Annotated in this window: 22 protein-coding genes; 8 read left to right on the forward strand and 14 right to left on the reverse strand. The window is 69.8% G+C overall.

Annotation, left to right across the window (positions count from 1 at the left end):
• Positions 1-322 precede the first annotated feature (322 nt).
• The 3 genes from AB0I28_RS37545 to AB0I28_RS37555 form a co-directional block, all read right to left on the reverse strand.
• Positions 323-868 (reverse strand): hypothetical protein, encoded by a 546-nt coding sequence (locus tag AB0I28_RS37545; protein WP_357500881.1) that lies wholly within the window; start codon positions 866-868, stop codon positions 323-325.
• A gap of 302 nt (positions 869-1,170) precedes the next feature.
• Entirely contained in the window at positions 1,171-1,758 is a 588-nt protein-coding gene (locus AB0I28_RS37550; protein ID WP_357500883.1) for a dihydrofolate reductase family protein, read from the reverse strand.
• A 64-nt stretch (positions 1,759-1,822) separates the two neighbouring features.
• On the reverse strand, positions 1,823-2,812 hold the full coding sequence (locus AB0I28_RS37555; RefSeq protein ID WP_357500885.1) for a sigma-70 family RNA polymerase sigma factor: 990 nt from the start codon (positions 2,810-2,812) through the stop codon (positions 1,823-1,825).
• An 83-nt stretch (positions 2,813-2,895) separates the two neighbouring features.
• Here AB0I28_RS37555 and AB0I28_RS37560 point away from each other — a divergent pair, with 83 nt between their 5' ends.
• The 6 genes from AB0I28_RS37560 (at position 2,896) to AB0I28_RS37585 (ending at position 8,629) form a co-directional block, all read left to right on the forward strand.
• The gene (locus AB0I28_RS37560; protein ID WP_357500887.1) at positions 2,896-3,102 is read left to right on the forward strand and encodes a hypothetical protein; all 207 of its coding nucleotides are present in this window, start codon (positions 2,896-2,898) and stop codon (positions 3,100-3,102) included.
• 619 nt (positions 3,103-3,721) lie between these two features.
• Positions 3,722-5,266: a hypothetical protein gene (locus AB0I28_RS37565; protein WP_357500889.1), complete on the forward strand. Its 1,545-nt coding sequence runs from the start codon at positions 3,722-3,724 to the stop codon at positions 5,264-5,266.
• Between the two features lie 103 nt (positions 5,267-5,369).
• Positions 5,370-5,738, forward strand: a complete 369-nt coding sequence (locus tag AB0I28_RS37570) for a hypothetical protein (RefSeq protein ID WP_357500891.1) — start codon at positions 5,370-5,372, stop codon at positions 5,736-5,738.
• 57 nt (positions 5,739-5,795) lie between these two features.
• Positions 5,796-6,308, forward strand: a complete 513-nt coding sequence (locus tag AB0I28_RS37575; protein WP_357500893.1) for a winged helix-turn-helix domain-containing protein — start codon at positions 5,796-5,798, stop codon at positions 6,306-6,308.
• A 17-nt stretch (positions 6,309-6,325) separates the two neighbouring features.
• Complete coding sequence (locus tag AB0I28_RS37580; protein WP_357500894.1) at positions 6,326-7,543, forward strand: aminopeptidase; 1,218 nt, start codon at positions 6,326-6,328, stop codon at positions 7,541-7,543.
• A gap of 174 nt (positions 7,544-7,717) precedes the next feature.
• A complete protein-coding gene (locus tag AB0I28_RS37585; protein ID WP_357500895.1) occupies positions 7,718-8,629 on the forward strand; it encodes a hypothetical protein in 912 nt (303 codons plus the stop codon).
• A 22-nt stretch (positions 8,630-8,651) separates the two neighbouring features.
• Here the strand turns inward: AB0I28_RS37585 and AB0I28_RS37590 are convergent, their stop codons facing one another.
• The 11 genes from AB0I28_RS37590 to AB0I28_RS37640 all read right to left on the reverse strand — a co-directional run bounded on the left by AB0I28_RS37590 (position 8,652) and on the right by AB0I28_RS37640 (position 19,837).
• Complete coding sequence (locus tag AB0I28_RS37590; protein ID WP_357500896.1) at positions 8,652-9,614, reverse strand: DUF389 domain-containing protein; 963 nt, start codon at positions 9,612-9,614, stop codon at positions 8,652-8,654.
• A 7-nt stretch (positions 9,615-9,621) separates the two neighbouring features.
• Complete coding sequence (locus AB0I28_RS37595; RefSeq protein WP_357500897.1) at positions 9,622-11,391, reverse strand: cation:proton antiporter; 1,770 nt, start codon at positions 11,389-11,391, stop codon at positions 9,622-9,624.
• A 78-nt stretch (positions 11,392-11,469) separates the two neighbouring features.
• Complete coding sequence (locus tag AB0I28_RS37600; RefSeq protein WP_357500898.1) at positions 11,470-13,143, reverse strand: ammonium transporter; 1,674 nt, start codon at positions 13,141-13,143, stop codon at positions 11,470-11,472.
• A 42-nt stretch (positions 13,144-13,185) separates the two neighbouring features.
• Positions 13,186-14,202: an urea transporter gene (gene yut / locus AB0I28_RS37605; protein WP_357500899.1), complete on the reverse strand. Its 1,017-nt coding sequence runs from the start codon at positions 14,200-14,202 to the stop codon at positions 13,186-13,188.
• A gap of 19 nt (positions 14,203-14,221) precedes the next feature.
• Positions 14,222-15,145 (reverse strand): urease accessory protein UreD, encoded by a 924-nt coding sequence (locus tag AB0I28_RS37610; protein WP_357500900.1) that lies wholly within the window; start codon positions 15,143-15,145, stop codon positions 14,222-14,224.
• A 122-nt stretch (positions 15,146-15,267) separates the two neighbouring features.
• Positions 15,268-15,912, reverse strand: a complete 645-nt coding sequence (gene ureG, locus AB0I28_RS37615) for an urease accessory protein UreG (RefSeq protein ID WP_357500901.1) — start codon at positions 15,910-15,912, stop codon at positions 15,268-15,270.
• A gap of 10 nt (positions 15,913-15,922) precedes the next feature.
• Entirely contained in the window at positions 15,923-16,624 is a 702-nt protein-coding gene (locus AB0I28_RS37620; protein ID WP_357500902.1) for an urease accessory protein UreF, read from the reverse strand.
• Positions 16,625-16,628: 4 nt separating this feature from the next.
• A complete protein-coding gene (gene ureE, locus AB0I28_RS37625; RefSeq protein ID WP_357500903.1) occupies positions 16,629-17,201 on the reverse strand; it encodes an urease accessory protein UreE in 573 nt (190 codons plus the stop codon).
• 38 nt (positions 17,202-17,239) lie between these two features.
• Positions 17,240-18,958 (reverse strand): urease subunit alpha, encoded by a 1,719-nt coding sequence (locus tag AB0I28_RS37630; RefSeq protein WP_357500904.1) that lies wholly within the window; start codon positions 18,956-18,958, stop codon positions 17,240-17,242.
• The gene (gene ureB, locus AB0I28_RS37635; protein WP_357500920.1) at positions 18,955-19,371 is read right to left on the reverse strand and encodes an urease subunit beta; all 417 of its coding nucleotides are present in this window, start codon (positions 19,369-19,371) and stop codon (positions 18,955-18,957) included. The genes AB0I28_RS37630 and ureB overlap by 4 nt, the downstream gene beginning before the upstream one ends.
• Positions 19,372-19,534: 163 nt before the next feature.
• Complete coding sequence (locus tag AB0I28_RS37640) at positions 19,535-19,837, reverse strand: urease subunit gamma (RefSeq protein ID WP_357500905.1); 303 nt, start codon at positions 19,835-19,837, stop codon at positions 19,535-19,537.
• 266 nt (positions 19,838-20,103) lie between these two features.
• On the opposite strand from AB0I28_RS37640, the gene AB0I28_RS37645 reads away from it, so the two are divergent.
• Positions 20,104-21,096, forward strand: a complete 993-nt coding sequence (locus AB0I28_RS37645) for a peptidoglycan DD-metalloendopeptidase family protein (RefSeq protein ID WP_357500906.1) — start codon at positions 20,104-20,106, stop codon at positions 21,094-21,096.
• Between the two features lie 102 nt (positions 21,097-21,198).
• Entirely contained in the window at positions 21,199-21,591 is a 393-nt protein-coding gene (locus AB0I28_RS37650; RefSeq protein ID WP_357500907.1) for an STAS domain-containing protein, read from the forward strand.
• Positions 21,592-21,633: the final 42 nt, after the last annotated feature.

The raw sequence follows: 21,633 nt of genomic DNA on the forward strand, positions 1-21,633 counted from the left end.
CGCGCGCTGTCCCGTCGATCGGCGGCCACAAGAGACGTGCGCGAAGGTGGCTGAGACTGCTGATCAAGGGAGTCGCGCGGGGAAAGGCCCACCCTGTGCGGTCGATGCGGGTGCGTACGCGCAGGTCGGGGCCGGGCTCGCCCCGGTGGCACGAAGTCCGCGAAGTCGCGATCGGGGCCGTCTCGCCTTGGAGGCGGGACGGCCCCGAATGCCGGGAACCGAGGTGCGTTTCGGTGTCGTGGTGGGTTCTCGGTCGTTCACGCCACGGCTCTGCGGCGGCGTCTGCTCCCGCCGGTCACGCATGGCCTCACGGTCGTGCCGATCAGCACATCATGGTCTTCATGACGTCGTAGGCGCTGTTCCAGTTGGCGCATCCCTGTGCACTGTGGCCGTACCAGTTGTGGCCGAACTCGTGCGCGGAGAGCAGGGCGAAGTCACGCACCATCGTCGACAGGGCGATGCGGCCCCCTTGGTTCCAGTTGCAGCCGACGGCATTGGACACGCCGCACCCGGTGACGTAGCCCGGCGTGCATGAGACCGGGGTGCCGCTGGAAGCGGTTCGCACACCGCCGCCCCAGTAGTTGGCGCCGGCGACGATGGCGTTCTCGTAGCCGCTGCATGACGAGCTGATGTAGTAGTACCAGGCCAGCTGGACGGTGACCGGCGAGCCTTTGGCCTTCGACGGCACCGCCGTGGCGCCCTGTCCGCCCTGGTCTCCGGCGAGCAGGTGGCCGTCGGCGGTGGTGGAGGTCGCCGCGGCCGCCGGACCGGAGGCGTCGCCGCCTTCGGCGGCGTGGGCGGCGAAGGGGAACGCCAGCAGCAGCATGGCGGCCAGGAGGACGCCTAAACCTCGCTGTTTCATGGTCATGTCGACTCTCATTCCTTGAGGAGCTTCCGGCGGGGGGGAGCCTGGAAGCCGTGGACTGGATAGCCGTCCGGGCGGGGCCGGGCCGGGCTACCGGGGGGTGCTAAGCAATGTAGGGACGAAATCAGGCCATGTCCATACCAAGGGCCTTTAACCGAGAATTCACACCTAATGCGTGAAACTCTGAATAGATACGGGACCCCGTCATCGGGAGTGGTGGGCCGGCGCAGGCGCCCGGGGTTCTGGATCGGTGGTGCGGACGGTTGCGGAGGCCGGGGGTGTGTCCCCCGGCCTCTCGGCGTCGGCTACCGAGCCGGAACGCGTTCGTACGTGATCAGCGTGTTCTGGGACCCGTCGAACCGGCGAACGTCGACCAGTCGCAGAGCCGGGAGGACGTCCTCGTCGAACGCCCTGATGCCGTCCGGAACCATGACCGGGGCGACCATGACGTGCAGCTCGTCGACGAGACCGGCGGCGAACAGGGAGTTGGCCAGCGCGCGGCCGCCGAACATCACGATGTCGCCGCCGCCCTCGCGTTTGACCGCGGTCAGCCGATCCGCGGCGTCGACGCGCCGCACGACCGTCGTGCTCGCGGCCCAGCGACCCTCCGGGTTCTCCGCGATCCGGTCGGACACGACGACCTTCGCGACCACCTCGCAGCGCTCGGCGATCACTCGCAGGACGGTCTCGTCACTGTCCAGCCGGGCGGGCCAGAAGCCCAAGAAGTCCTGGTAGGTGAGCCGACCGCTGAACAGCAGTACGTCCGCCGCCCGCATGCGCTCGGCGTTGTGGACGCTGAAGAAGTCGTCCATCGGCAGCCGGCCGAGGTCGCGGTTCGGGCCGTCGAAGCACCCGTCCAGGCCGACCATCGTGGACACGATGAGTTTGCGCATTTCCAGACTCTCTTCCCTCGATGACGTTGGTCTCGAACAGGTAGAGACGTGACGGCGCCTGAATTCATCGGTGTTCGCGAGGAAGTTCGAAAGCCCGGTGGATCGCGGGGTCGAGGAACGCGGTGAGCTCGCTGATCCTGCCGTCTCGAAAGCTCAGCAGCATGAGCGCACCGAGTGTGAAACGGCCGTCGTCACCGAGTTGGTAACAGGCCAGCGCAGGCTGCCCGTTCGCTTCGCACACCCGCATGCGCCACGTGAACGCGCATGCGGTGACCGTCCAGATCCGCACACTGGCGATCCCGTCGTACCAGGCCGGCAGTGGCGGCATCGACATCCGTGCGTCGGCGGTCAGCATCGCGACGATCGCGTCGACGTCGGCACGTTCCCACGCGGCGACGAACGCCTCGACCAGTTCGCGCGTGTGCTCGGCGCCCAGGTTCGCGAGTTCCTGCTGCTGGCTGACCGGCGGGACACGTTCGGCCACGGCTTTGCGGGCGCGCTGAAGCGCGCTGTTCACCGAAACGGGGGTGGTGTCGAGCAGTTCGGCGGTCTCGGCGGCGGAGTAGTCGAGCACGTCGCGCAGGATCAGCACGGCGCGCTGAGCGGCCGGCAGGTGCTGGAGCGCGGCGATGAACGCCAGTTCGATGGTCTCGCGGCGGGCGTAGTGGTCGGCAGGGTCGCCCTCATCCGGCCACGGCTCAAGCCAGATCGGTCCGGTGACGAACTCGCCGAGGCCGTCGGTCGTGTGCCAGGAAGGCCCGTACTCGGGAGAGAGCAGCCGCTTCGGGCGTTTGGCGGTGAGGCGGATGCACACGTTGGTCGCGATGCGGTACAGCCAGGTGCGAAGCGAACTGCGGCCTTCGAAGTCGGCGAGCCCGCGCCAGGCGGCGAGCAGGGTCTCCTGGAGCGCGTCCTCGGCGTCCTGGATTCCGCCGAGCATGCGATAGCAGTGCGCGGTGAGTTCCTTGCGGAATGGGCCGACCAGGATGTCGAAGGCTGAGCGGTCGCCTGATCCGGCCGCGTCGACGAGGTCGGTCTCGGTCGGATCGGACACACCGCCGACGGTAGCGGGGTGACGCACCCTCTCCTCGCCCGACGAGGGCGGCGCGACGCCCGCACCCTCGGTAGGGTGTCCGCATGAGCGGCGAATCCCGAGCCCGAGGCCCTCGCATCCGCACGGCCTGGCTCATCGCCGCAGCCGTCATCCTCCTGCCGATCGTGCTCGCGATCGCCCAGATCCTCCCCTGGCTTTCGGGCCTGGTGATGGCGGACGCCCTGGCCTTGATGATCGGCGCTTTCTGGTTCACGCTCCGTCGCCACCACGGGAGTAGCCCAAGCCGGTGACGCACCCTCCCGGAGCGGGCACTTGCGCCGACCGCGCCCGAAACCTCACTCCGCGCGATCCCGTCCGGTGCCGGCGAGGTGGGATTACCAGCAGCCCGCTCCCGACGCGCAGTCGATGTCGGGCCTGACGTTCACCGCCCTCATCGACCAGCGGCGCTTCACGCGCAACGCGCGCTCCACTGTGGCGACCGCAACCGACCTGGCATCACGTCCTGACTGCGGTCCCCGGGTTCGCAGGCTCGGGCAGGGCACGCTCGCGACCGGCGAACTCCCGCGTCAGCACCCGAGTTTCAGCGTCGTCGGGCAAGACCCGCTGCGCGGCGGTGTCCGCTCCACCATGCTCAGCCTGCTCGGGGTGGCCGACGCCGTGCGGCGCGACGGAACTCGCGTTCCTCGAAGACGTGTCGACGCCGTGCGATCAGTGCGACGGCCTGCGCTTCAACGACACCGCCCTGTCCGCGCGCATCGACGGCGGCGGACGATCGCCGGCATCCTCGCGTCGTCCGGTCACGAAACGGCGACGATTCACTGTGGCCGCAACGGTTCGGGCGTCGTGCGCGTGGATCATCTCGTGCGCGTCGTGCCCGGCGCGTGTGCCCCCATGCAAGGAGTCCTTCTCGTGTCCATGAAGAGTGCCGCGCGCTTCGGCGCGGCCTTGACCGCCGCTGGCCTGATCGCGCTGGCCGCACCCGCGTTCGCCGACGACCCCGACGCCGCCTTCACCCTCCAGAACAGCCACGTCTCGGTGAGCACCGACGAAGCGTCGGCCGAGGAGGGCATCTACTGGGACCTCGACGTCCAAGGCAGCGGCGTCATCACCGGAACGGTCCTGACCGTCGACGCCTCCGATGTCGACTTCGCCGACATCGACCTCGGCGACGGCGGCGACAACGAGTGCGCCATCGCCGCGGCCGTCTACACCTGCCAGATCGGCGACATCGACTACGACGGTGACGGCGGCAAGGGCTACCCCTGGTTCCCTCGCCTCCACGTCACCCCCCGCGCCGGCCAGACCGGTACCGGCGAGCTCGCCATGACGCTCTCGGCCGACAACGCCGCCTCCGCCGAGGCGACCACCACGGTGATGGTCGCCGAGGACATCGACCTCGCGATCAACGAGCGCCCGAAGCTCAAGGCGGGCGTCGGTGAAGAGGTCACCTTCCCGATCACCGTCACCAACACCGGTGAGCGAACCGTCTACAACCCCAGCCTCCTGGTGAGCATCGGTGGTGTCGCGCCGGTCGGCCAGGCGCCCGCGAACTGCGTGCGCGGTGTGCACGACTACCTCTCGGTCATGGCGTGCGAATTCCCGGTCGCGCTGGAACCCGGCCGCACCTACGAGTTGTCCTCCGACTTCACCTACCGGGTCCGCCCGGACGCGCTCACACCCGGCATCAGCGACGGCTGGATCAACTGGGGCGGACCGACAGCCATCGTCGGGGTGGAAGGCGAGACCGGCACCGGTCCCGAACTGACCCTCACCGGTGCGGCCGCGGCCCCGGCCGACGCGCCTCTGCAGAGCGTCTTCGACTCCGATGGCGAGTCCGGCTGGGACTACGAGATCATCAACTTCACCGGCGAGAACAAGGCCGACCTCGCCGCCGTCGGCGCGACCCTCCCCGACCAGGAGGGTGAGACGACGCTGACGATCTCCTTCCGCAACGACGGTCCCGCCGCCCTGCCCATGAGCCGCAGCGGCGACGCCAGCACAGCGGTGTGGTTCACGCTTCCCAAGGGCGTCGAGGTCGTCTCCATGCCCGAGGAGTGCCACGCCTACGAGCCCGGCGACTTCGGCAAGGACGAACTTCCCGGCAAGTACGCCTGCTCGCGCTTCGTGCACATCCCGGCCGGGGACGTGCTCACCTTCGACCTGCGCGTCAATGTGACCACTGTGGACCTCGACGAGCGCGGAACCGTGCGCTCGGCGCTGTCCTACTACGGCGACCCGCAGCCCAAGATCGACCGCGACTCCTCCAACAACACCGCCGAGATCCTCTTCAACGGCGCCACTCCCGGCGGCCAGGGCGGCGGCCTGGCCAACACCGGCGTGACCGCCGGCGTCGTCGCCGCGGCCGGTGCCGCGCTGGCGGTCGCCGGGCTCGTCGCGTTCCGCGCATTCCGGCGCCGCGGCAACCCCGCGTACTACGGCCCGGCCGAGGACTGACCCGTTCTGCACACGACGGCCCCGGCTCACCAGCCGGGGCCGTTCGCGTTTCGACGGCCGTTGGGCGGCGGCTACCCTGACCATCTCGTCGCCAGGAGGTCCGATGCCCGTGCTCGACTCCGTCACCACCGACTTCATCGCGCGCGCCATCGCCTTGCCGCCGGCCGACCTGGCCCTCGCCTTCGACCGGACGGTGGACCTGCGTACTGAGGGTGGGAAGGAGGCCAGCCTCGCGGCGAGCGTCTCCGCGGCGCAGAACTCCTCCATCGACCGCACGGTGCGCGAGGCCCTGCGGGCACGGCTGGAGGAGCTGTCGGCACACCGCGAGTACCTGCTGTCAGAGGCGATCGCGGCGTGCGGCACCGCCTCTCGGGCGGTGTGCAAGCGCGCGAAGCTGACCGACGAGCAGTACCGAGTGCTGGTCGACCCCTTCGTCACCGTCGGCATGGACGTGCCCCCGCGCGACGCCTGACCCTCTCCGCCGAGTCCGCCCCACCGGAGTTCGGTCAGGACCTGTTAATATCCCAACATGTCTTGGGATAAAGAGGAGCTCGTGCCCCTCCGGGCGCTGGCCAACCCCTTGCGCATCCGGATCGTCTCGCTGCTGACGGGAACCGCCATGTCGGCCACCGAGGTGGCCGAGGAGCTGGGCATCGCTCACGGTTCGGCCAGCTACCACCTCCGCCAGCTCGCCGCCGCGGGTTTCCTGCGCCGCGCGGACCCCGCCGAGCCCAGCGGTCGCGGCCAGCCGCCCCGCCGCTACACCTACGACCCCTCCAACGAGGAGCGCCTCGACCGCTCCGGCGACGCCCAGGTCGTCGTCCACGAGGCCGCCGCCACCGACCTGCGGCGTCGGCTGGAGGCCATGACCGACCGTCGCGTCATGGCCGACGCCGAGGTCTGGTTGCCGCGCGAGAGCTGGGAAAGGGCCGTCGCCCTCGTCGAAGAAGCCGTGCGTCTCGTGCACGACCGAGCCGGAGAGCCCCGCGCCGACGGCAGCGTGCGAGTGAGCATGACCGCCACCCTGTTCGAGCTGTCCTGACCCCGGAGGAACCGGCGATGATCCCCACCGACGACCTGACCGCCTACGTCGACCTCGTCCTCGATGTCGGCGTGCCGGTACGCGCCGACGACCTCGTCGTCATCAACGGCGACCCCGAACACGCGCCGCTGGCCAGGGCCCTGGCCGAGGGCGCCTACGCGCGCGGCGCCCGCTACGTCGACATCTGGTACTTCGACGTCCACGCCAAACGCTCCCGCGTCCGCCACGCCGACCCCGCGACCTTGCCCGAGGTGCCCGCCTGGCTGGACCGCCGCAACGAAGAACTCGCCGAACGCGAGGGCGTGCTCATCAACATCCGCGGGGAGGACGACCCCGACCTGCTGTCCGATGTGGACCCCGCCCTCGCCGGCCTCGACCGGATGCCCAACCTCGCGTCCCGGTTCCGCCTGCAGAGCAACGACCTCGTCTGCTGGACCATCGTCGCCTACCCGAGTCCCGGCTGGGCCCGCGCGATCTTCGGCGAGCCCGACACCGCGCGCCTGTGGGGCCACCTCAAGCATTTCCTGCGCCTCGACGAACCCGACCCGGCGGCCGCCTGGCGCGCGCACCTCGGACGGCTCGGCGAGCGCGCGGCGGTACTCAACGCCCACGCCTTCGACAGGGTCCATTTCGAAGGTCCCGGCACCGATCTGACCATCGGGATGATCCCCTGCGCCCGGTGGGACGTCATCGGCTACACCGCCGCCGACGGGCGCTTCTACGTGCCCTGCCTCCCATCGGAGGAGGTCTTCACCGCGCCCGACCATCGCCGCGTCGACGGGACCGTGCGCTCCACCCGGCCGCTGGCGCTGGCCGGCAGCGTCATCCGCGACCTGGAACTGACCTTCGCCGGCGGCCGGGTCACCGAGGTCCGGGCCTCCTCGGGCGCGGACGTCGTGCGCGGGCACCAGGCGAGCGACATCGGTGCCGCACGGCTCGGGGAGGTCGCGCTGGTCGACGGGACCTCGCCGATCGGCCGCTCGGGAGTGACGTTCCTGGAGACCCTGCTCGACGAGAACGCCACCTGCCACCTTGCCTGGGGCGCGGGTATCACCCAGGCGATTGCCGGGGCCGACGAGATGACGCCGGAGGAGCGCGACGCCCTGGGGCTCAACGTGTCGGCGGTCCACACCGACTTCATGGTCGGCGGGCCGGAGGTGACCGTCACGGGCGTGCACGCCGACGGGAGCCGGCGGGTGATCCTGGCGGACGACGTCTGGCGGCTCGGGGACTGAAGGGGCGCGAGCCGACCGGGGCAGTCGGGCGGCCGGGCGGGAAAGCGCCGCAAGGGCCGACCTGCGCGCCCGTTGAGGCAGAGATCGACGGGTTCACCCCTCCGAGGTTGACGCTGCCCGTGGCCGCCGGGTAATCCAGAGTGAGGACATCCGTGCACCCAGGGAGGGCAAGACATGTGGGGAATTCAGCCGCCGGGCGGAGTACAGACCACCACCATCGGTGAGCGCTTCTCGCCGGACTTCTTCCACACCGGACGCCTGGACGTCGTCCTCAAGGCGATGCGCATGAGGGCCAACGACGTCAATCGCTGGAAGCTGATGAGCGCCCTCCTGGACCCCGCCTTCGACTTGGCCGGTGCCATCGGCATCGGCGACCAGTACGTCGTCTCCAGCGTCAAGGATCCCCTCGGCTTCGCCTCCTGCTTCCCCACCGCCGAGCATCTGTTCCCCGTCCTCGCCGGGGTCAACGCCCCCAACGCCGCCTTCTGCGGGCAGTCCAATGCCCTCATGGCGCTCCCGGACGGCACCACGTTCCGCGCCGAGGTCGGCCGGCTGATCGCCCGGATCCAGGCCTACGAGCTCGCCGGAACCGAGGTGGTCTGCCGTGTCGAGTTCGCCGGACACGGCTTCATCCTGGTCCTGCGGCACCCGGTCGCCGGTCAAGCCCCCATGCAGATCGAGCTCATCGAGAGCCTCGCCCACTCCAGCGCCATTCACGACTGCCTCCAGAACGACCCCTTCGACACCGGCGAGGCCTGCACCTCGCTCCAGCGCATGGCCTCCGAGCGCTACCGCACCCGCAAGCGCGGTGCGCGCTTCTTCGGCTGGCGGGCCAAGGCGATCTTCCTCCACGACGCCGGCGACCCGGACGAGGAGGACTACCCGCTCTCCTCCTACGACGGTGAGGCGAACGCCGCCAACGGCGAGTACTTCCCCTGCACGAAGATGAAGTGGTGGTGCCATCCGCTGGCCGGAAACGGCCTCCAGACCTGGTGGACGATGGCGGAGAACCGCCTCACCGCGCTGGAGACCGCCTTCCCGGCGCCGGTCCAGGGGGGCCGTGCGCCCAAGCGTCAGAAGACCTGAGCCGCTCGCGTTTTCGGGCCGGTCAACCCGAGCCTCCCGCGATTCTCCGGGTGTTGCGCCGGTCCACGCGGCGCCAGAGCACCCGCTGGACGCGCAGTGTCAGAAAGCCCACCACGATCAGCACGACGACGTTGAGCAGCAGCTGGACGAGCGAGCCCCACGCGTCGGTTCGACTGCCGAACGCCATCGAGACCCCGCAGTCGGACGCCGCCGGAATCGTGGTGACAGAGATGAACACGCCCAGGAGGGTGCTCGATCGTGCCTCGGCCAAGGCGACGACTCCGACGACTCCGGCGAGGGCCGCGACGACGAATGAGAACAGGTTCGGTGTATCGATCAGCTGGGAGACCGGTCTGATGCCGAGCTCGTAGGCGTTCGGAGTGAGGCCGGCGCCCCGGACGGTGAGGGCGAAGAGGAACGCCGCGGCGATCGCGAGCAAGAACCCGACGCCTAGCGCGGTCATCCCACGGCGGACGCTGCGGATGTGCTTCGTGTCGATACCGAGCGCGACGGCGACGATGGCGCCGTACTCGGGTCCGACGACCATGGCGGCGACGATGAGGATCTGGGAGTTGCTCAGGATGCCGACGGCGCCGATGACGCCGGCGATGATCAGGTAGAGGTAGAAACTCGGCGGGTAGGTGGCGTCGGCGCGGATGCGGGATTCGACCAGTTCCCACAGGGGGGTGTGGACGGCGACGGGGAGTTGTCGCGACTGCGTCCGCTCGGCCCGCCCGGACAGGGCCAGGTCCACGCCGTCGACGGTGATCGAGCCGCGGAGGTCGACTCCCAGGACCCGCACCTCGCGCATCACCTTATTGGTGGCGCCGGGCAGGACATCGCACTCGATGAGGTCTCCGTCGGGATTTCGGACCGCGGAAGGCAAGACGACCAGGTTGACGACCGACGGGTCCCGACTCAGCCGCAGGTGCACCTGCTCGGTGAGGTCGGCGGGACAGACGATGCGCATGTGGATCAGGTCCATTCGGCTTCTACCCGTCCGGTCTCGGTGGTTCGGTCTCCAGCAGCACAACGGTGTCCCCGGGTTCGGCCTCCGGCCGGTGCTGCCGGGTGACGGGCACGAGCCGGCCGTCGGACCGGATCACGAAGAGGATCTCGGCGTCGGCGGGCGCGGAGGCGGCGGCCTCGGTGACGATGCGGCCGCCGTCGGCGATACGGCGGGTGATGGCGGCACCCGACAGGCCCGGGCCGAAAAGGATCTCGCCGCCGAGGTAGGGGGCGACGACACCGTGATCGGAGGTGGGAGCGGCCAGGTGGTAGACCGGACCGTCGACCCCCTCCGTCAGCAACGTGGCGGCGAGGGCGTTGAAGTCGTGCTCAGCGGTCAGCAGCAGCACCGCGGTGATGCCTTCGAGTTCGGCGCCGCGCCCGGTGGCCGCCGCGACGAGTTCGCCGGGCGCGAGTTCGAGACCGTCGCGTTCGATGGCGCTGCGCTGCCGGTCGAGTCCGGCCCACATCAGCACGTCGAGCCCAGCCGACCGGAACGCCTGGGCCAGGGCGAGGACCCAGGGGTCTCCGCCGATGAGCAGCGGCCGGGTGCGCGCCGGGCGGGTCACCCGCAGGCGCCTCGCCACCGCTCCCCCGGTCAGCCCGTAGAGGGTCACGGTCGACACGATGACCATGAACGTGACGGGCAGGATCTTGCCCACGCCGGCGAATCCCGCCCCGGCGAGGGCCGGGGCGAACTTGGAGGCGGTGGCGGCGGCGACGATGCCGCGGGGAGCCATCCACCCGGTGAACAGGCGCTCGTTTCGCGACAGGTCGGTGCCCAGCGAGGACAGCCAGGCGACGAGTGGCCGGGTGACCAGGACCAGGATCGCCACCAGGCCGAGGGTGGGCAGCGCGAGGTCGGCCAGGGATGAGGGGGTGATGGTCGAGGAGATCGAGATGAACAGCAGACCGAGGATCAACCGCACGGTCGTTTCGAGGAAAGGCCGGCGGGCGGCGATCTCGAAGACGCGGACGTTGGCCAGGACCAGGCCCATCACGATGGCGGCGGTCAGGCCGGTGTCGTCGCGGATCACATCGCAGGCCGCCGCGACACCGACCACGGTGGCCAGCTGGGCGAGAGTGCCGAGGGTTTCCTCAAGACGCAGCCGAACCAGCAACAGCCACAGCAGGGCGACGCCCACCACTCCACCCAGGACGCCGACGGCGATGCTCCCGAGGAACTCGCCCGACAGCCGGGTGGCGGCGTGTCCGTGACTGTGGGCGACGACGAAGGTGAACACGACGGTGCCGAGGATCGCGCCGATCGGGTCGATGAGCGAACCCTCCCAGATGAGCAGGCGCTGAAGGCGTTCGCTGGGACGGATGAACTTCAGTAGCGGCCCGACCACCGTCGGACCGGACACGACCAGGATGGCGCCGAGGATCAGGGCGGCCTGCCTCGACATGCCCAGCAGCAGCGCGGAGCCGGCGGCCGCGAACGCCATGGTGATCGGGATGCCGAAGCCGATGAGCCGCAGGACCGTACCGCGGACGTGACCCCGCAGACCACGCAGGTCGAGACCGAGTCCGGCGTCGTACAGGATGATCGCCACCGCCAGCGACACCAGCGGCTCGAAGGCGTCGCCCAGCAGGAGGTTCGGTTTGATGTCGTCGGTCAGGATTCCGGCGGTGAAACCGACCGGCAGCAGCACGATGAGCGCCGGCATCTGCAGCCGGTCCGCGACGATCTGTGAGCCGACCGCCAGGACCAGGGTGAGCCCCACACCGATGAGGATCTGCTCGGTGGTCACGATCGAGCACCGTTCCCGCCGCCGGCTCCATGGCCGGCGCCGGTCCCCCGAAGGGGACCGGCGCCGCTCCGTCCTGCTCTACCGGGCACTGGTGGCATCGTCTGGGGACGCGGTGGGGTCGACGGTTTGGATGTAGCCGTTGGCCGCCGCGCTGGAGTAGCGGCTGAGAGCCGCCGCGACCGCCTGCGCCCTCGCCTCGTCGACCAGGACCTCGACACGCAGCTGGCCGGGGAACTCCTGGCTCTGGCGGTTGCCGCGGAGTGTCTGCGGCTGGGGAGCGGACGTCCGCACGTGCGCGTCGGACACCACGATCGAGGTCGCTCCTCCCGCGAGGAGAAGCCTCTGCAACTCGTCGGCGCGCACCAGACTCGGGTCGAGCAGCGCGGTGACCAGTTTCGTCCGTCCACCGTGCGCGGCGGCCGGCACGGCGGCGGTTCCCACGGGTTCGGTGTCGCCGGCCTCCGTGCCGCCGGTGCCGGGCAGGTCGCTCGCCCCGCCCAGGTGGTAGGCGTCCAGCCCTTGCTGCGCCTGGTCGAGGTGGTCCTCGTTCTCGGCGGCGGCCCGCAGTCCGATGGTCTTCTGGATCGCGATGGCGATCAGCCAGGTCAGGCAGAAGGAGAACGCGGCGACGATGAGGACGGCGAGGGCCTGGTCACCGAGCAGACCCGCACCGCCGCCGTAGAACAACCCGTCGGCGCTGAAGGAGTTGACCGCCTTGCTGGCGAACAGTCCGAGCAGCACCGAGCCCACGACGCCACCGACGAAGTGGACCGCGAGGACGTCGAGGGCGTCGTCGAGCTTGAAGGCGAACTTCAGCCGCAGGGCGAGGTTGCAGACCAGGCCGGCGATCGCGCCGATCAGCAGCGCCGCGAAGGTGTTGACGTAACCGGCGCACGGCGTGATGGTCGCCAGACCGGCGACGGCGCCCGACACCGCCCCGACCACGGTGCTGTGGCCGTCGGTGATCTTCTCGGCGATCAGCCACACGCACATCGCGCCGGCGGCGGCGATGTGCGTGTTGAGCAGCGCCTGGGCGGCGATGCCGTCGGCCTGGAGGCCGTCGCCGGCGTTGAAGCCGAACCAGCCGAACCACAGGATGCCGGCGCCGGCGATGGTGATCGGCAGCGAGTGCGGCAGGCTGCCGGTGCGCGGCCAGTTCCGGCGCCGCCCGATGACGAGGAGCACCGCGATGACCGCCGCCCCCGCCGAGGCGTGCACGACCATGCCGCCGGCCCAGTCCTGGGCGCCCATGTTCGACAGCCACCCGTCGGGTCCCCACAGCCAGTGCGCGACCGGCGCGTAGACGACCAGCGACCAGGCCGCGACGAAGACGACCCAGCCGGCGAACTTCAGGCGGTCGGCGGTCGCGCCGGTGATCAGCGCCGGGGTGATGACGGCGAACATCATCTGGTAGGCGACGAAGGCCAGCGTCGGGATCGTGACGGCCTCCTCGACGGTGTGGAAGGCCGGCGCGGGTGTGGTGTCGCCGATGCCCTGCAGGCCGAACAGTTCGAGGTCGCCGACGATGCCGCCGAGGTCGGCGCTGAAGGCCAGGCTGTAGCCGAGCAGGATCCACAGCACGCTGACGACGCCCAGCGGAATGATGTTCTGCTGCAGCATGACCAGAGTGGTGCGGGTGCGCACCATGCCCGCGTAGAACAGCGCGAGGCCGGGGGTCATGAACAGCACGAGTGCGGCGCACGTCAACACCCAGGCGGTGTCACCGGGCTGCACGGCTTCTGCGGCGAGCATCTGTTGCGTCCTTTCGACGGTGGGGGCGGGCTGCGGCGGCGGTCAGGACGTGGCCTCACGCCCGGAGACGACGCCGTCCGCGATCGGCTTGTGGTGCGGCGTCGGCACGAGATCGGCCTTCGGCAGCAGGAACAGCCAGGTCGCGAAAACGAACGGGGCGGTGAAGGTCGGGACCCCGATCGGCGCCAGCGCTGTGTCGAGCGCGGCCTGGATGACCACGGTCACGACGGTGCCGAGCAGGGCGTAGAGCATCGCCCGCCAGTTCGGGACGTTGAACACGCAGCCGAGCGCGATCGCGGTCAGCACGGCGGAGAACCCGAAGAGGCCGGACTCGATCGCGGTGGAGTGGGCGCCGAGCGCGATGGCCAGAAGGGTCGCGACGACGGCCGCCGCGGCGGCGAGGATGGCGGCCCAGCGCGAGTTGATCGCCAGCGCGACGAGGATGATCAGCCCGGAGACCCAGTCGCCGATGAGGAACACCTGCGAGACGCCCTTGAGCATGCTGGTGGCGAGCTCGGGGAAGGACATGTCGAAAGAAGTGGCGCCGGCCGGTTGCGGGAGAGCCGGTGTGGACAGTGAGCTGATGCCGATCTTGTGGAACTGGTAGGCCCCGAGCATCAGGAACCAGGAGGTGAGCACGAACGGGAACGTCAGCGCGGGCACGCCCCAGGTGGTGAAGACGTTGGAGACGGCGAGGGTGACGACGGTGGTGGTCGCGGCGCCGATGACGAGGTAGCCCCACATCCAGGCGTCGTTGTCGAGGAAGGTGGGCACGGCGGCGCCGGTGAGCAGCGGGCTGAATCCGTACATGCCCTGGCGCAGGGTGTCGCGGTCGACCTTGAGCGCCATCGCGGTGAGCGTTCCGACGAGCAGGCCGACGACCGCGCCGATCGCCACCTGCGGAAGGTCCTCGGCGACGGCGCCCCAGACGACCGCCGCGAGGATCAGCAGGCCGGTCACCGGGTTGTTCATGAACATGACCTGGCCGGCCCCGCGGAGGGTGAGGTCGGTGAATCTCAGTAGCGGGTTGCGTTCGGCCGCCGTGTCGGCGAATTTCATCGGGTGCCCGCCTTTCCCATCATCGCCACCGGAACCTGTCGGGCACCGGTTCGTTCATGACCTCCCGGCGCGTCAGCGTCCAGAAGTCGCGGACGGCGGCGCGGACGGGTTCGGACTCCATGCCGAGGATCTTGTAGATCAGCCCGGCGTCGCGGGGAAGCCGGCTCACCCCCGTGGCCACCCGGTCGTCGCCGGAGCCGCCGAGGTAGCCGACCGGGATCAGCGGCAGCATCCGCTCGGTCACGTCGGCGGGGGTCATCAGGATCACGGTGCCCAGGACGTGGAAGCCGCCCATGACGCCGGACCGGCCGGGCGACCACAGGTTCGGTTCGATGACGATCTTCTCGGTGAACAGCTCGCCGCCGTCCGGCCGCGCTCCGACGACGTGGGAGCTGTAGACGTCGTAGGCGAAGATCTCGCCGTCGCCGTAGTGCTTGCGGCCGGGCAGCAGGACGTCGGCGTAGAGGGCGGTGGCCGACTCCGCGACCTCCAGCCGTGTGCGGGCGGCATAGCGGCTGTGCCGGTACGGGATGATCGGTTCCGGCAGGAACTCCAGGTACCCGCCGTCGGCGACGGTGACGGTCTGGGACATGGTGGCGAAGTTCGCGTCCATCTCCTGGAGCTTCGTGGCCGACTGCGACGTGATGTGCGCCCGTGCGTCGGCGCCGACCGTGACGTCGACCTCGTAGCGGTCGCCCTGCAGGATCCCGCCGGAGGTGGAGACCATGAACACGCACGCCAGCTCCGGCATGCCCTCGTCGAAGTGCAGCGCCTGCTGGGCCAGCAGCGGCGTCCGCCGGTCCAGGTCGGCGAGTTCGGTGCGCTCTCCCCTGCGGGCGAAGCCCAGCCGCAGGTAGCCGTTCTTGCCCGGGGCGCCGCTGGGCATCTGCGCGGGCTCGTCCTGGTAGGCGGCGAGTTCGGGCAGGCCGCCGAGAGGCGGCATGGGGGCGCTCCGGGCCGCCGCCACGGACCGCCCCTCGTCCACCACGGCGTCCGCGCGATGGAGGACGCGGCCCGCCGGCCGCGTGGTGGGGTGCCGGTCCGCGGCGGCTACGGTGACGGCGCTCAAGCCGGCACTTCGAGATCGAAGAGCGCGTCGCGACGGATCACGCCGATCAGTTCGTCGATGCCCTCTCCGGTCTTGCAGTTGGTGAAGATGAAGGGCTTGTCGCCGCGCATCAGGGTGGCGTCGTGCTCCATGACCGCGAGGCTGGCTCCGACGTGCGGGGCGAGGTCGGTCTTGTTGATCACGAGGATGTCGGACTTGGAGATGCCGGGGCCGTTCTTGCGCGGGATCTTGTCGCCGGCGGCCACGTCGATGACGTAGATGAAGAAGTCGACCAGGGCCGGGCTGAAGGTCAGGGTGAGGTTGTCGCCGCCGCTCTCGATCAGCACGATGTCGCTGTCGGGGAACCGGGACTCCATGTCCTCGACCGCGGCGAGGTTCATGCTCGGGTCCTCGCGTACCGCGGTGTGCGGGCAGGCGCCCGTCTCGACGCCGAGGATCCGCTCCTCGACGAGGACGCCTTTGAGGGTGCGCTGCACCTGCTTGGCGTCCTCGGTGGTGACGACGTCGTTGGTGACGACGAGGATCTTGAGGCCCTCGGCGACGAGCCGGGGCACGATGGACTCGATGATCGCCGTCTTGCCGGACCCGACCGGGCCGCCGATGCCGATCCTGCTGATCTTCTTCACGTACTTGTCCCCCATTGATCGACTGTCAGTTCATGAACATGCGGACGTGTGCTCGCACATGGACGGCGGCGAGCACGTCGAGCTGCGGCGCGAAGCCGCTCATGTCGGCCAGGTCGCGGCCGGCCGCGGTGGCGTAATCGCTCTGGGCTTCGGCGTTGACCGCGAAGAGGATCGCCTGCGCGTCGAGGTAGTGGAGCCGCATGAGGCGCACCGCGGCGCTGATCATCGTCGCGGCGGTCCCGTACTGGTGCACCGCGAACGCCTCACCCTCGGGCCGGCCCAGTTCGGCGAACAGCACGCCGAGACCGACCGGGTAGCTGCCGGGTGTGCGGTCCGAGGTCACCGCGTCGAGCCAGGCCCCGGTCGCGGGGCTCGGCACGATCCGGGCGGCGGCCTCGGCGAGCTTGCGGCCCATGCGCACCGTCATCGTCCGCGTCTCCTCGTTGAGTTTGCGGAGGTAGACCGCCTCGTCGGCGTCCCGTACGGCGTCGAGGTCGCCTCGCCGCGTCGCCCGGTGGGCGTGCAGCAGCGCGATCGCGTCGCAGCGGGAGGCCAGCCGGGTCCCGGACCGGACCCACTCGCGCAGCGACGCGGGGTCGTGCACGACCTTCTCCTCGATCGCGGTCTCGATACCGTTGGAGAACGAGAAGCCGCCGACCGGGAACACCGAGTCGCCGAACTGCAGCGCGCGCAGCAGTCCGCCGACGGTGTCCCCGGCGTCGGCCACGGCGTCAGTCGGGTACGGCGGGCGCATGAGAGTGCGGTGTCGCTCCGGCGCCGCCGAACAGTCGGCGTGCCTCGTGCGGCGCCAGGAACGGCGTCACCTCGGACCCTGCGACGAACTCGAACTCCACGCCCGGCAGGCCGTGGGTGCGCATCACGGCGTTGGTGACCTTGCGGTCGACCGTCAGGGGCACGTACACCTTGGTGCCCTTGATGACCGCGGGCCAGTGCTGGTTGCCGATCGCGTGCCCGAGTTCGACGGCCGTGCGGGCCAGCGTCTCGGGCGACTCCGCGAACAGCGGTTCCAGGTCGATCACCATCACCTCGCCGAGGTTGATCGTGACGACCACCGCCGTGCCGCGTTCGGCGTCGAAGCGCAGCACGTCACCGTCGTGCAGGTGTGTGGCGCGTTCGAGCGAGATCGCGACCTCCTCGCCACCCGTGGTGGCCTTGCGCAGCCGGTTCTTCTGCGCCTCCCACTGGTCGAGGACCAGATCGTCGACGGTGGCGCCGGCGAGTCTCTCCCGCCAGCCGGGATCGCCACTGTTGCCGAGCACCTGCTCGATCACACCTGTGGTCACCGAACTCGTCACCCTGCGTTCCCCCGATTCCCTAGTGGTCAGCTGAAGAAGTACATCTGGCCGAGCGACACCGCGGTCGACGGCGGGACGGTGGCGTGCACACCGTCGACCTTGACCGCGAAGGTCTCCGGGTCGACGTCGATGCGCGGAGCGAAGCCGTTGCGGACCATGTCCCGTTTGGTCAGCGTGCGGGTGCCCAGCACGGGAACGACCTGGCGGCGCAGTTCGAGGCGCTCCTTCAGACCGGAGTCGAATCCCGCCCGGGACACGAAGGTCAGGCACGTGTCGCGCATCGCGTCGCCGTACGCCCCGAACATCGGGCGGTAGATCACCGGCTGCGGCGTCGGCAGCGACGCGTTGGCGTCACCCATGAGCGACCAGTTGATCATGCCGCCCTTGATGACCATCTTCGGTTTGGCGCCGAAGAAGGCCGGTTCCCACAGCACGAGGTCGGCCAGCTTGCCGACCTCGACCGAGCCGACCTCGTGGGCGACGCCCTGGGTGATCGCCGGGTTGATGGTCACCTTGGCCACGTAGCGGAGCACCCGGAAGTTGTCGTTGCCGGCCGCGTCCTCCTCCAACGGGCCGCGCGAGGCCTTCATCGCGTTCGCCGTCTGCATCGCGCGCACCCAGTTCTCACCGATCCGGCCCATCGCCTGCGAGTCGCTGGAGATCATCGAGATGGCGCCGAGATCGTGCAGGACGCTCTCGGCGGCGATCGTCTCGGCCCGCACCCGGCTCTCGGCGAAGGACACGTCCGACGGGATCTTCGGGTTCAGGTTGTGGCACACCATGATCATGTCGAAGAGCTCGGCCTGGGAGTTGATCCCGTACGGCAGGGTCGGGTTGGTCGAGCTGGGCAGCACGTTCAGCTCGCCGGCGACCTTCATGATGTCCGGCGCGTGTCCGCCACCGGCGCCCTCGGTGTGGAACGTGTGGATGGTCCGGCCCTCGAACGCGGCGATGGTGTCCTCGACGAACCCGGCCTCGTTGAGGGTGTCGGTGTGGATGCTCACCTGCACGTCGAAGTCGTCGGCGACGGCCAGCGCGGCACGGATCGCCGACGGCGTGGTGCCCCAGTCCTCGTGGATCTTCAGGCTGGCGGCGCCGACGAGGATCTGCTCCTCCAGGGGCGCCCGCCCGGAGCAGTTGCCCTTGCCCATGAACCCGATGTTGATCGGCAGGTCCTCGATGGAGCGCAGCATGCGTTCGAGATTCCACACGCCCGAGGTGATGGTGGTCCCGTTCGTACCGTCGGTCGGGCCGACACCGCCTCCCCACAGCGACGTGATGCCGTTGCTCAACGCCGTCTGCACCTGCTGCGGCGCGATGAGGTGCACGTGGGAGTCGAAGCCGCCGGCGGTCAGGATCAGGTGCTCGCCGGAGATGGCGTCGGTCGCCGCGCCCACCGTCAGGCCCGGCGTGACCCCCTCCATCGTCGCGGGGTTTCCCGCCTTTCCGACGCCGACGATGCGTCCGTCCTTGACACCGACGTCGGCCTTGATCACACCTTGCACGGCGTCGACGATGACGACGTTGGTGATCACCAGATCGAGCGCGCCGCCGAGGCTGGTGAGCTGGTTGTCCGAGCCCATGCCGTCGCGCAGGGTCTTGCCGCCGCCGTAGACGGCCTCGTCGCCCAGGACCCGAAGGTCCTTCTCGATCTCGACGTACAAGTCGGTGTCACCGAGGCGGACCTTGTCACCGGTGGTGGGGCCGAAGAGGTCGGCGTACTGCTGCCGCGAGATGCGACTCATCGGGAGCGCTCCTTGTCCGCTTTGGCGCCGGCCGGCCGGTTCTTGAAGCCCCGGGCCTCGGCACGCTGGGCGGCGAGCGTCCGGTCGGGGTTGTATCCGGGCTTCGGACCGTCGCCGGTCCAGCCGTCGACGAGTCCGTTGAAGCCGTACACGCGCTGCTTGCCGCCGAAGGGCACGAGGTCGACCGTCTTCTTGTCGCCGGGCTCGAAGCGCACCGCCGTGGTCGCGGGAATGTCCAGCCGCTTCCCGAAGGCCGCACCGCGGTCGAACTCCAGCAGCCGGTTGACCTCGTAGAAGTGGAAGTGCGAACCGATCTGGATCGGCCGGTCGCCGGTGTTGTAGACCGCGATCGTGGTCACGGGACGTCCCGCGTTCAGCTCCAGGTCCCCCTCGGCGAGCACGTATCCGCCGATCGGGTGAACCCTCTTGTGCTGTGTCTCGGGTCGCTTCGCCGCGGATCTCGCCGCGGGCTTCTTCGCCGGTTTCGCCGCGGTCTTCTTGCTCGCGGTAGGTTTCGCCATCAGGTCCCCCGTAGATGAGCCCGCCGGCACCAGGCGACGGGCTGGTCGAGCCGTGCTACTGGATCGGGCTGTGGACGGTGACCAGGCGGCTGCCGTCGGTGAAGACCGCTTCCACCTGGATGAACGGCACCATGTTCGCGACGCCGTCCATCACGTCGTCCTTCGACAGCGCCGCACGAGCCTCGGTCATCACTTCTTCCACGGTCTTGCCGTCGCGGGCGCTCTCCAGCGCGGCCGCCGAGATGACCGCGACGGCCTCCGGATGGTTGAGTTTCAGGCCCCGGTCCTTGCGGGCCCTGGCGACCTGGGCCATCGTCAGAATCGTCAACTTGTCCAGTTCCCTGGGCGTCAGATGCATGGTCGACCCTTCGTGAGAACCCACGGGCCTCGGCGGCACATTCGCGGTGAAGCGTGAGCCCACTGCCCCGCCTCGCTGGAGAACATAACAAGACATGAGGGAAGAAATTTACATAACGACCCACACGGGCATGACCACGTCCAGGGGGTTCGCGACCGGCCTCGTCGTCGCGAGCAGGAGCGCGCTCATCGGGGGGCACATGGTGCGAACGCACGATGCGCGCGACGCGGTCGCCGCATACGGTCCGGAGACCGCACCCTCACCGGATGGGAATCACGATCGACATGTCAGAGGAACTCCTCAGTCCAGACCCGGCTCCCACTTCGGCAGGCCGGCGCGGCCTGAACCGGCGCGTCCTGCTCGCGACCCTCGGACTGGGCGCCGGCGCCGCCGTAGTGGGCACGGCGGCCCCGGCATCCGCCGCGACCACCTGGAGCAACCCCACTCTCGGGCGCATCACCGCGGGCTACAAGTCCCCGTCCTACCCGACCCACCTGGGCACCGACGTCGCGAACTCCCAGGGGACGGCGATCTGGGCCGCCAGCTCCGGAACCGTCGTGGGGGTCCGCACGAACTCCTATCCCGGCGACACCCGCACCGGCCTGCTCCCCGGTCGCACCGGCAACGGTGTGCTGATCGAACACGCGGGCGGATACCGCACCTACTACGGTCACCTCCACTCGGTGAACGTGAGCGTCGGCCAGTCGGTCACCGCCGGCCAGCGGATCGCCGGCATGGGCACCACCGGGAACTCCACCGGAAACCACCTGCACTTCGAGGTCCATCTCAACCAGGTGACCACGAACCCCTACACCTTCCTGCAGGGACGCGGCATCACGCTGGGCTCCACCGCGCCGGCCGCCGGAGGCTGGCCCACGCTCAAGCAGGGCTCCACGGGCGCCCGGGTCACCGTGGTCCAGTACCTGCTGACCTCTCGCGGGTACTCGACGGTGGCCGACGGCGACTTCGGCGCCGCGACCACCGCGTCGGCCAAGAGGTTCCAGAGCGCCAAAGGGCTCGCGGCCGACGGGATCGTCGGGCCCGTGAGCTGGCCGGAACTCGTGCAGGACGTCGGCAGCGGCTCCAGCGGCGACAAGGCCAAGGCAGCCCAGACCGGCCTCAACATCCACGGCGCCGGACTGCTCGTCGACGGCGATTTCGGCGGCGTGAGCGTCACCGCCGCCAAGAGGTTCCAGAGCGCACAGGGGCTGGTGGCCGACGGCCTGATCGGGCCGATCACCTGGGCCGCCCTGGTGTAGGAGACGCCGTGGGCGGTGTCCGACGGGCCTCGGGAAACCGGCGCGGGATCGTGCCGAACTCGCGGATACGGCGTACGCCCGGCGGGTCTTATCTTTGGGCGCATGAAGCACCTTGAGGAAAGTCCCTTTGACACACCCGACGGCCTCGACATCGCCTTCCACGACCGACCGGACTGCCGTGTCATCACCTTGCGCGGAGAGATCGACATCGCCGTCGAGGGCGCTCAGTCGGCGCAGTTCCTGGATCTGGTCAAGGACCCGCCCGGCGACATCGCCCTGATCGACATGTCCGGCGTCGGCTTCTGCGACTCCACCGGCATCGGCCTGCTCATCCGCGCCGCCAAGGGCCTCTGGCAACGCGGCGGGACGCTGCGCATCATCGCGCCGCAACCACAGATCGCCCACCTGCTGACCACCAACGGACTCAACACCGCCCTGCCCGCCTCCCCCACTGTGGACGAAGCCGTCAAGGCGGCCACCGGCCCGGCGGCCTGACCCCGCAGTGGGGATCGCCGAGGCGGCGCGAAGCCGGGGCCC

Origin of the sequence: Phytomonospora sp. NPDC050363, from assembly GCF_040655735.1 — a bacterium.
Classification (GTDB): domain Bacteria; phylum Actinomycetota; class Actinomycetes; order Mycobacteriales; family Micromonosporaceae; genus Phytomonospora.

Coding starts and splice junctions, on each gene's coding strand:
- yut (WP_357500899.1), bottom strand. CDS start 14,202: ATGAAATTCGCCGACACGGCGGCCGAACGCAACCCGCTACTGAGATTC.
- AB0I28_RS37610 (WP_357500900.1), bottom strand. CDS start 15,145: ATGCCGCCTCTCGGCGGCCTGCCCGAACTCGCCGCCTACCAGGACGAG.
- AB0I28_RS37580 (WP_357500894.1), top strand. CDS start 6,326: ATGATCCCCACCGACGACCTGACCGCCTACGTCGACCTCGTCCTCGAT.
- AB0I28_RS37550 (WP_357500883.1), bottom strand. CDS start 1,758: ATGCGCAAACTCATCGTGTCCACGATGGTCGGCCTGGACGGGTGCTTC.
- AB0I28_RS37645 (WP_357500906.1), top strand. CDS start 20,104: ATGGGAATCACGATCGACATGTCAGAGGAACTCCTCAGTCCAGACCCG.
- AB0I28_RS37640 (WP_357500905.1), bottom strand. CDS start 19,837: ATGCATCTGACGCCCAGGGAACTGGACAAGTTGACGATTCTGACGATG.
- AB0I28_RS37590 (WP_357500896.1), bottom strand. CDS start 9,614: ATGGACCTGATCCACATGCGCATCGTCTGTCCCGCCGACCTCACCGAG.
- AB0I28_RS37545 (WP_357500881.1), bottom strand. CDS start 868: ATGACCATGAAACAGCGAGGTTTAGGCGTCCTCCTGGCCGCCATGCTG.
- AB0I28_RS37560 (WP_357500887.1), top strand. CDS start 2,896: ATGAGCGGCGAATCCCGAGCCCGAGGCCCTCGCATCCGCACGGCCTGG.
- AB0I28_RS37600 (WP_357500898.1), bottom strand. CDS start 13,143: ATGCTCGCCGCAGAAGCCGTGCAGCCCGGTGACACCGCCTGGGTGTTG.
- AB0I28_RS37630 (WP_357500904.1), bottom strand. CDS start 18,958: ATGAGTCGCATCTCGCGGCAGCAGTACGCCGACCTCTTCGGCCCCACC.
- AB0I28_RS37570 (WP_357500891.1), top strand. CDS start 5,370: ATGCCCGTGCTCGACTCCGTCACCACCGACTTCATCGCGCGCGCCATC.
- ureG (WP_357500901.1), bottom strand. CDS start 15,912: ATGGGGGACAAGTACGTGAAGAAGATCAGCAGGATCGGCATCGGCGGC.
- AB0I28_RS37575 (WP_357500893.1), top strand. CDS start 5,796: ATGTCTTGGGATAAAGAGGAGCTCGTGCCCCTCCGGGCGCTGGCCAAC.
- AB0I28_RS37585 (WP_357500895.1), top strand. CDS start 7,718: ATGTGGGGAATTCAGCCGCCGGGCGGAGTACAGACCACCACCATCGGT.
- AB0I28_RS37650 (WP_357500907.1), top strand. CDS start 21,199: ATGAAGCACCTTGAGGAAAGTCCCTTTGACACACCCGACGGCCTCGAC.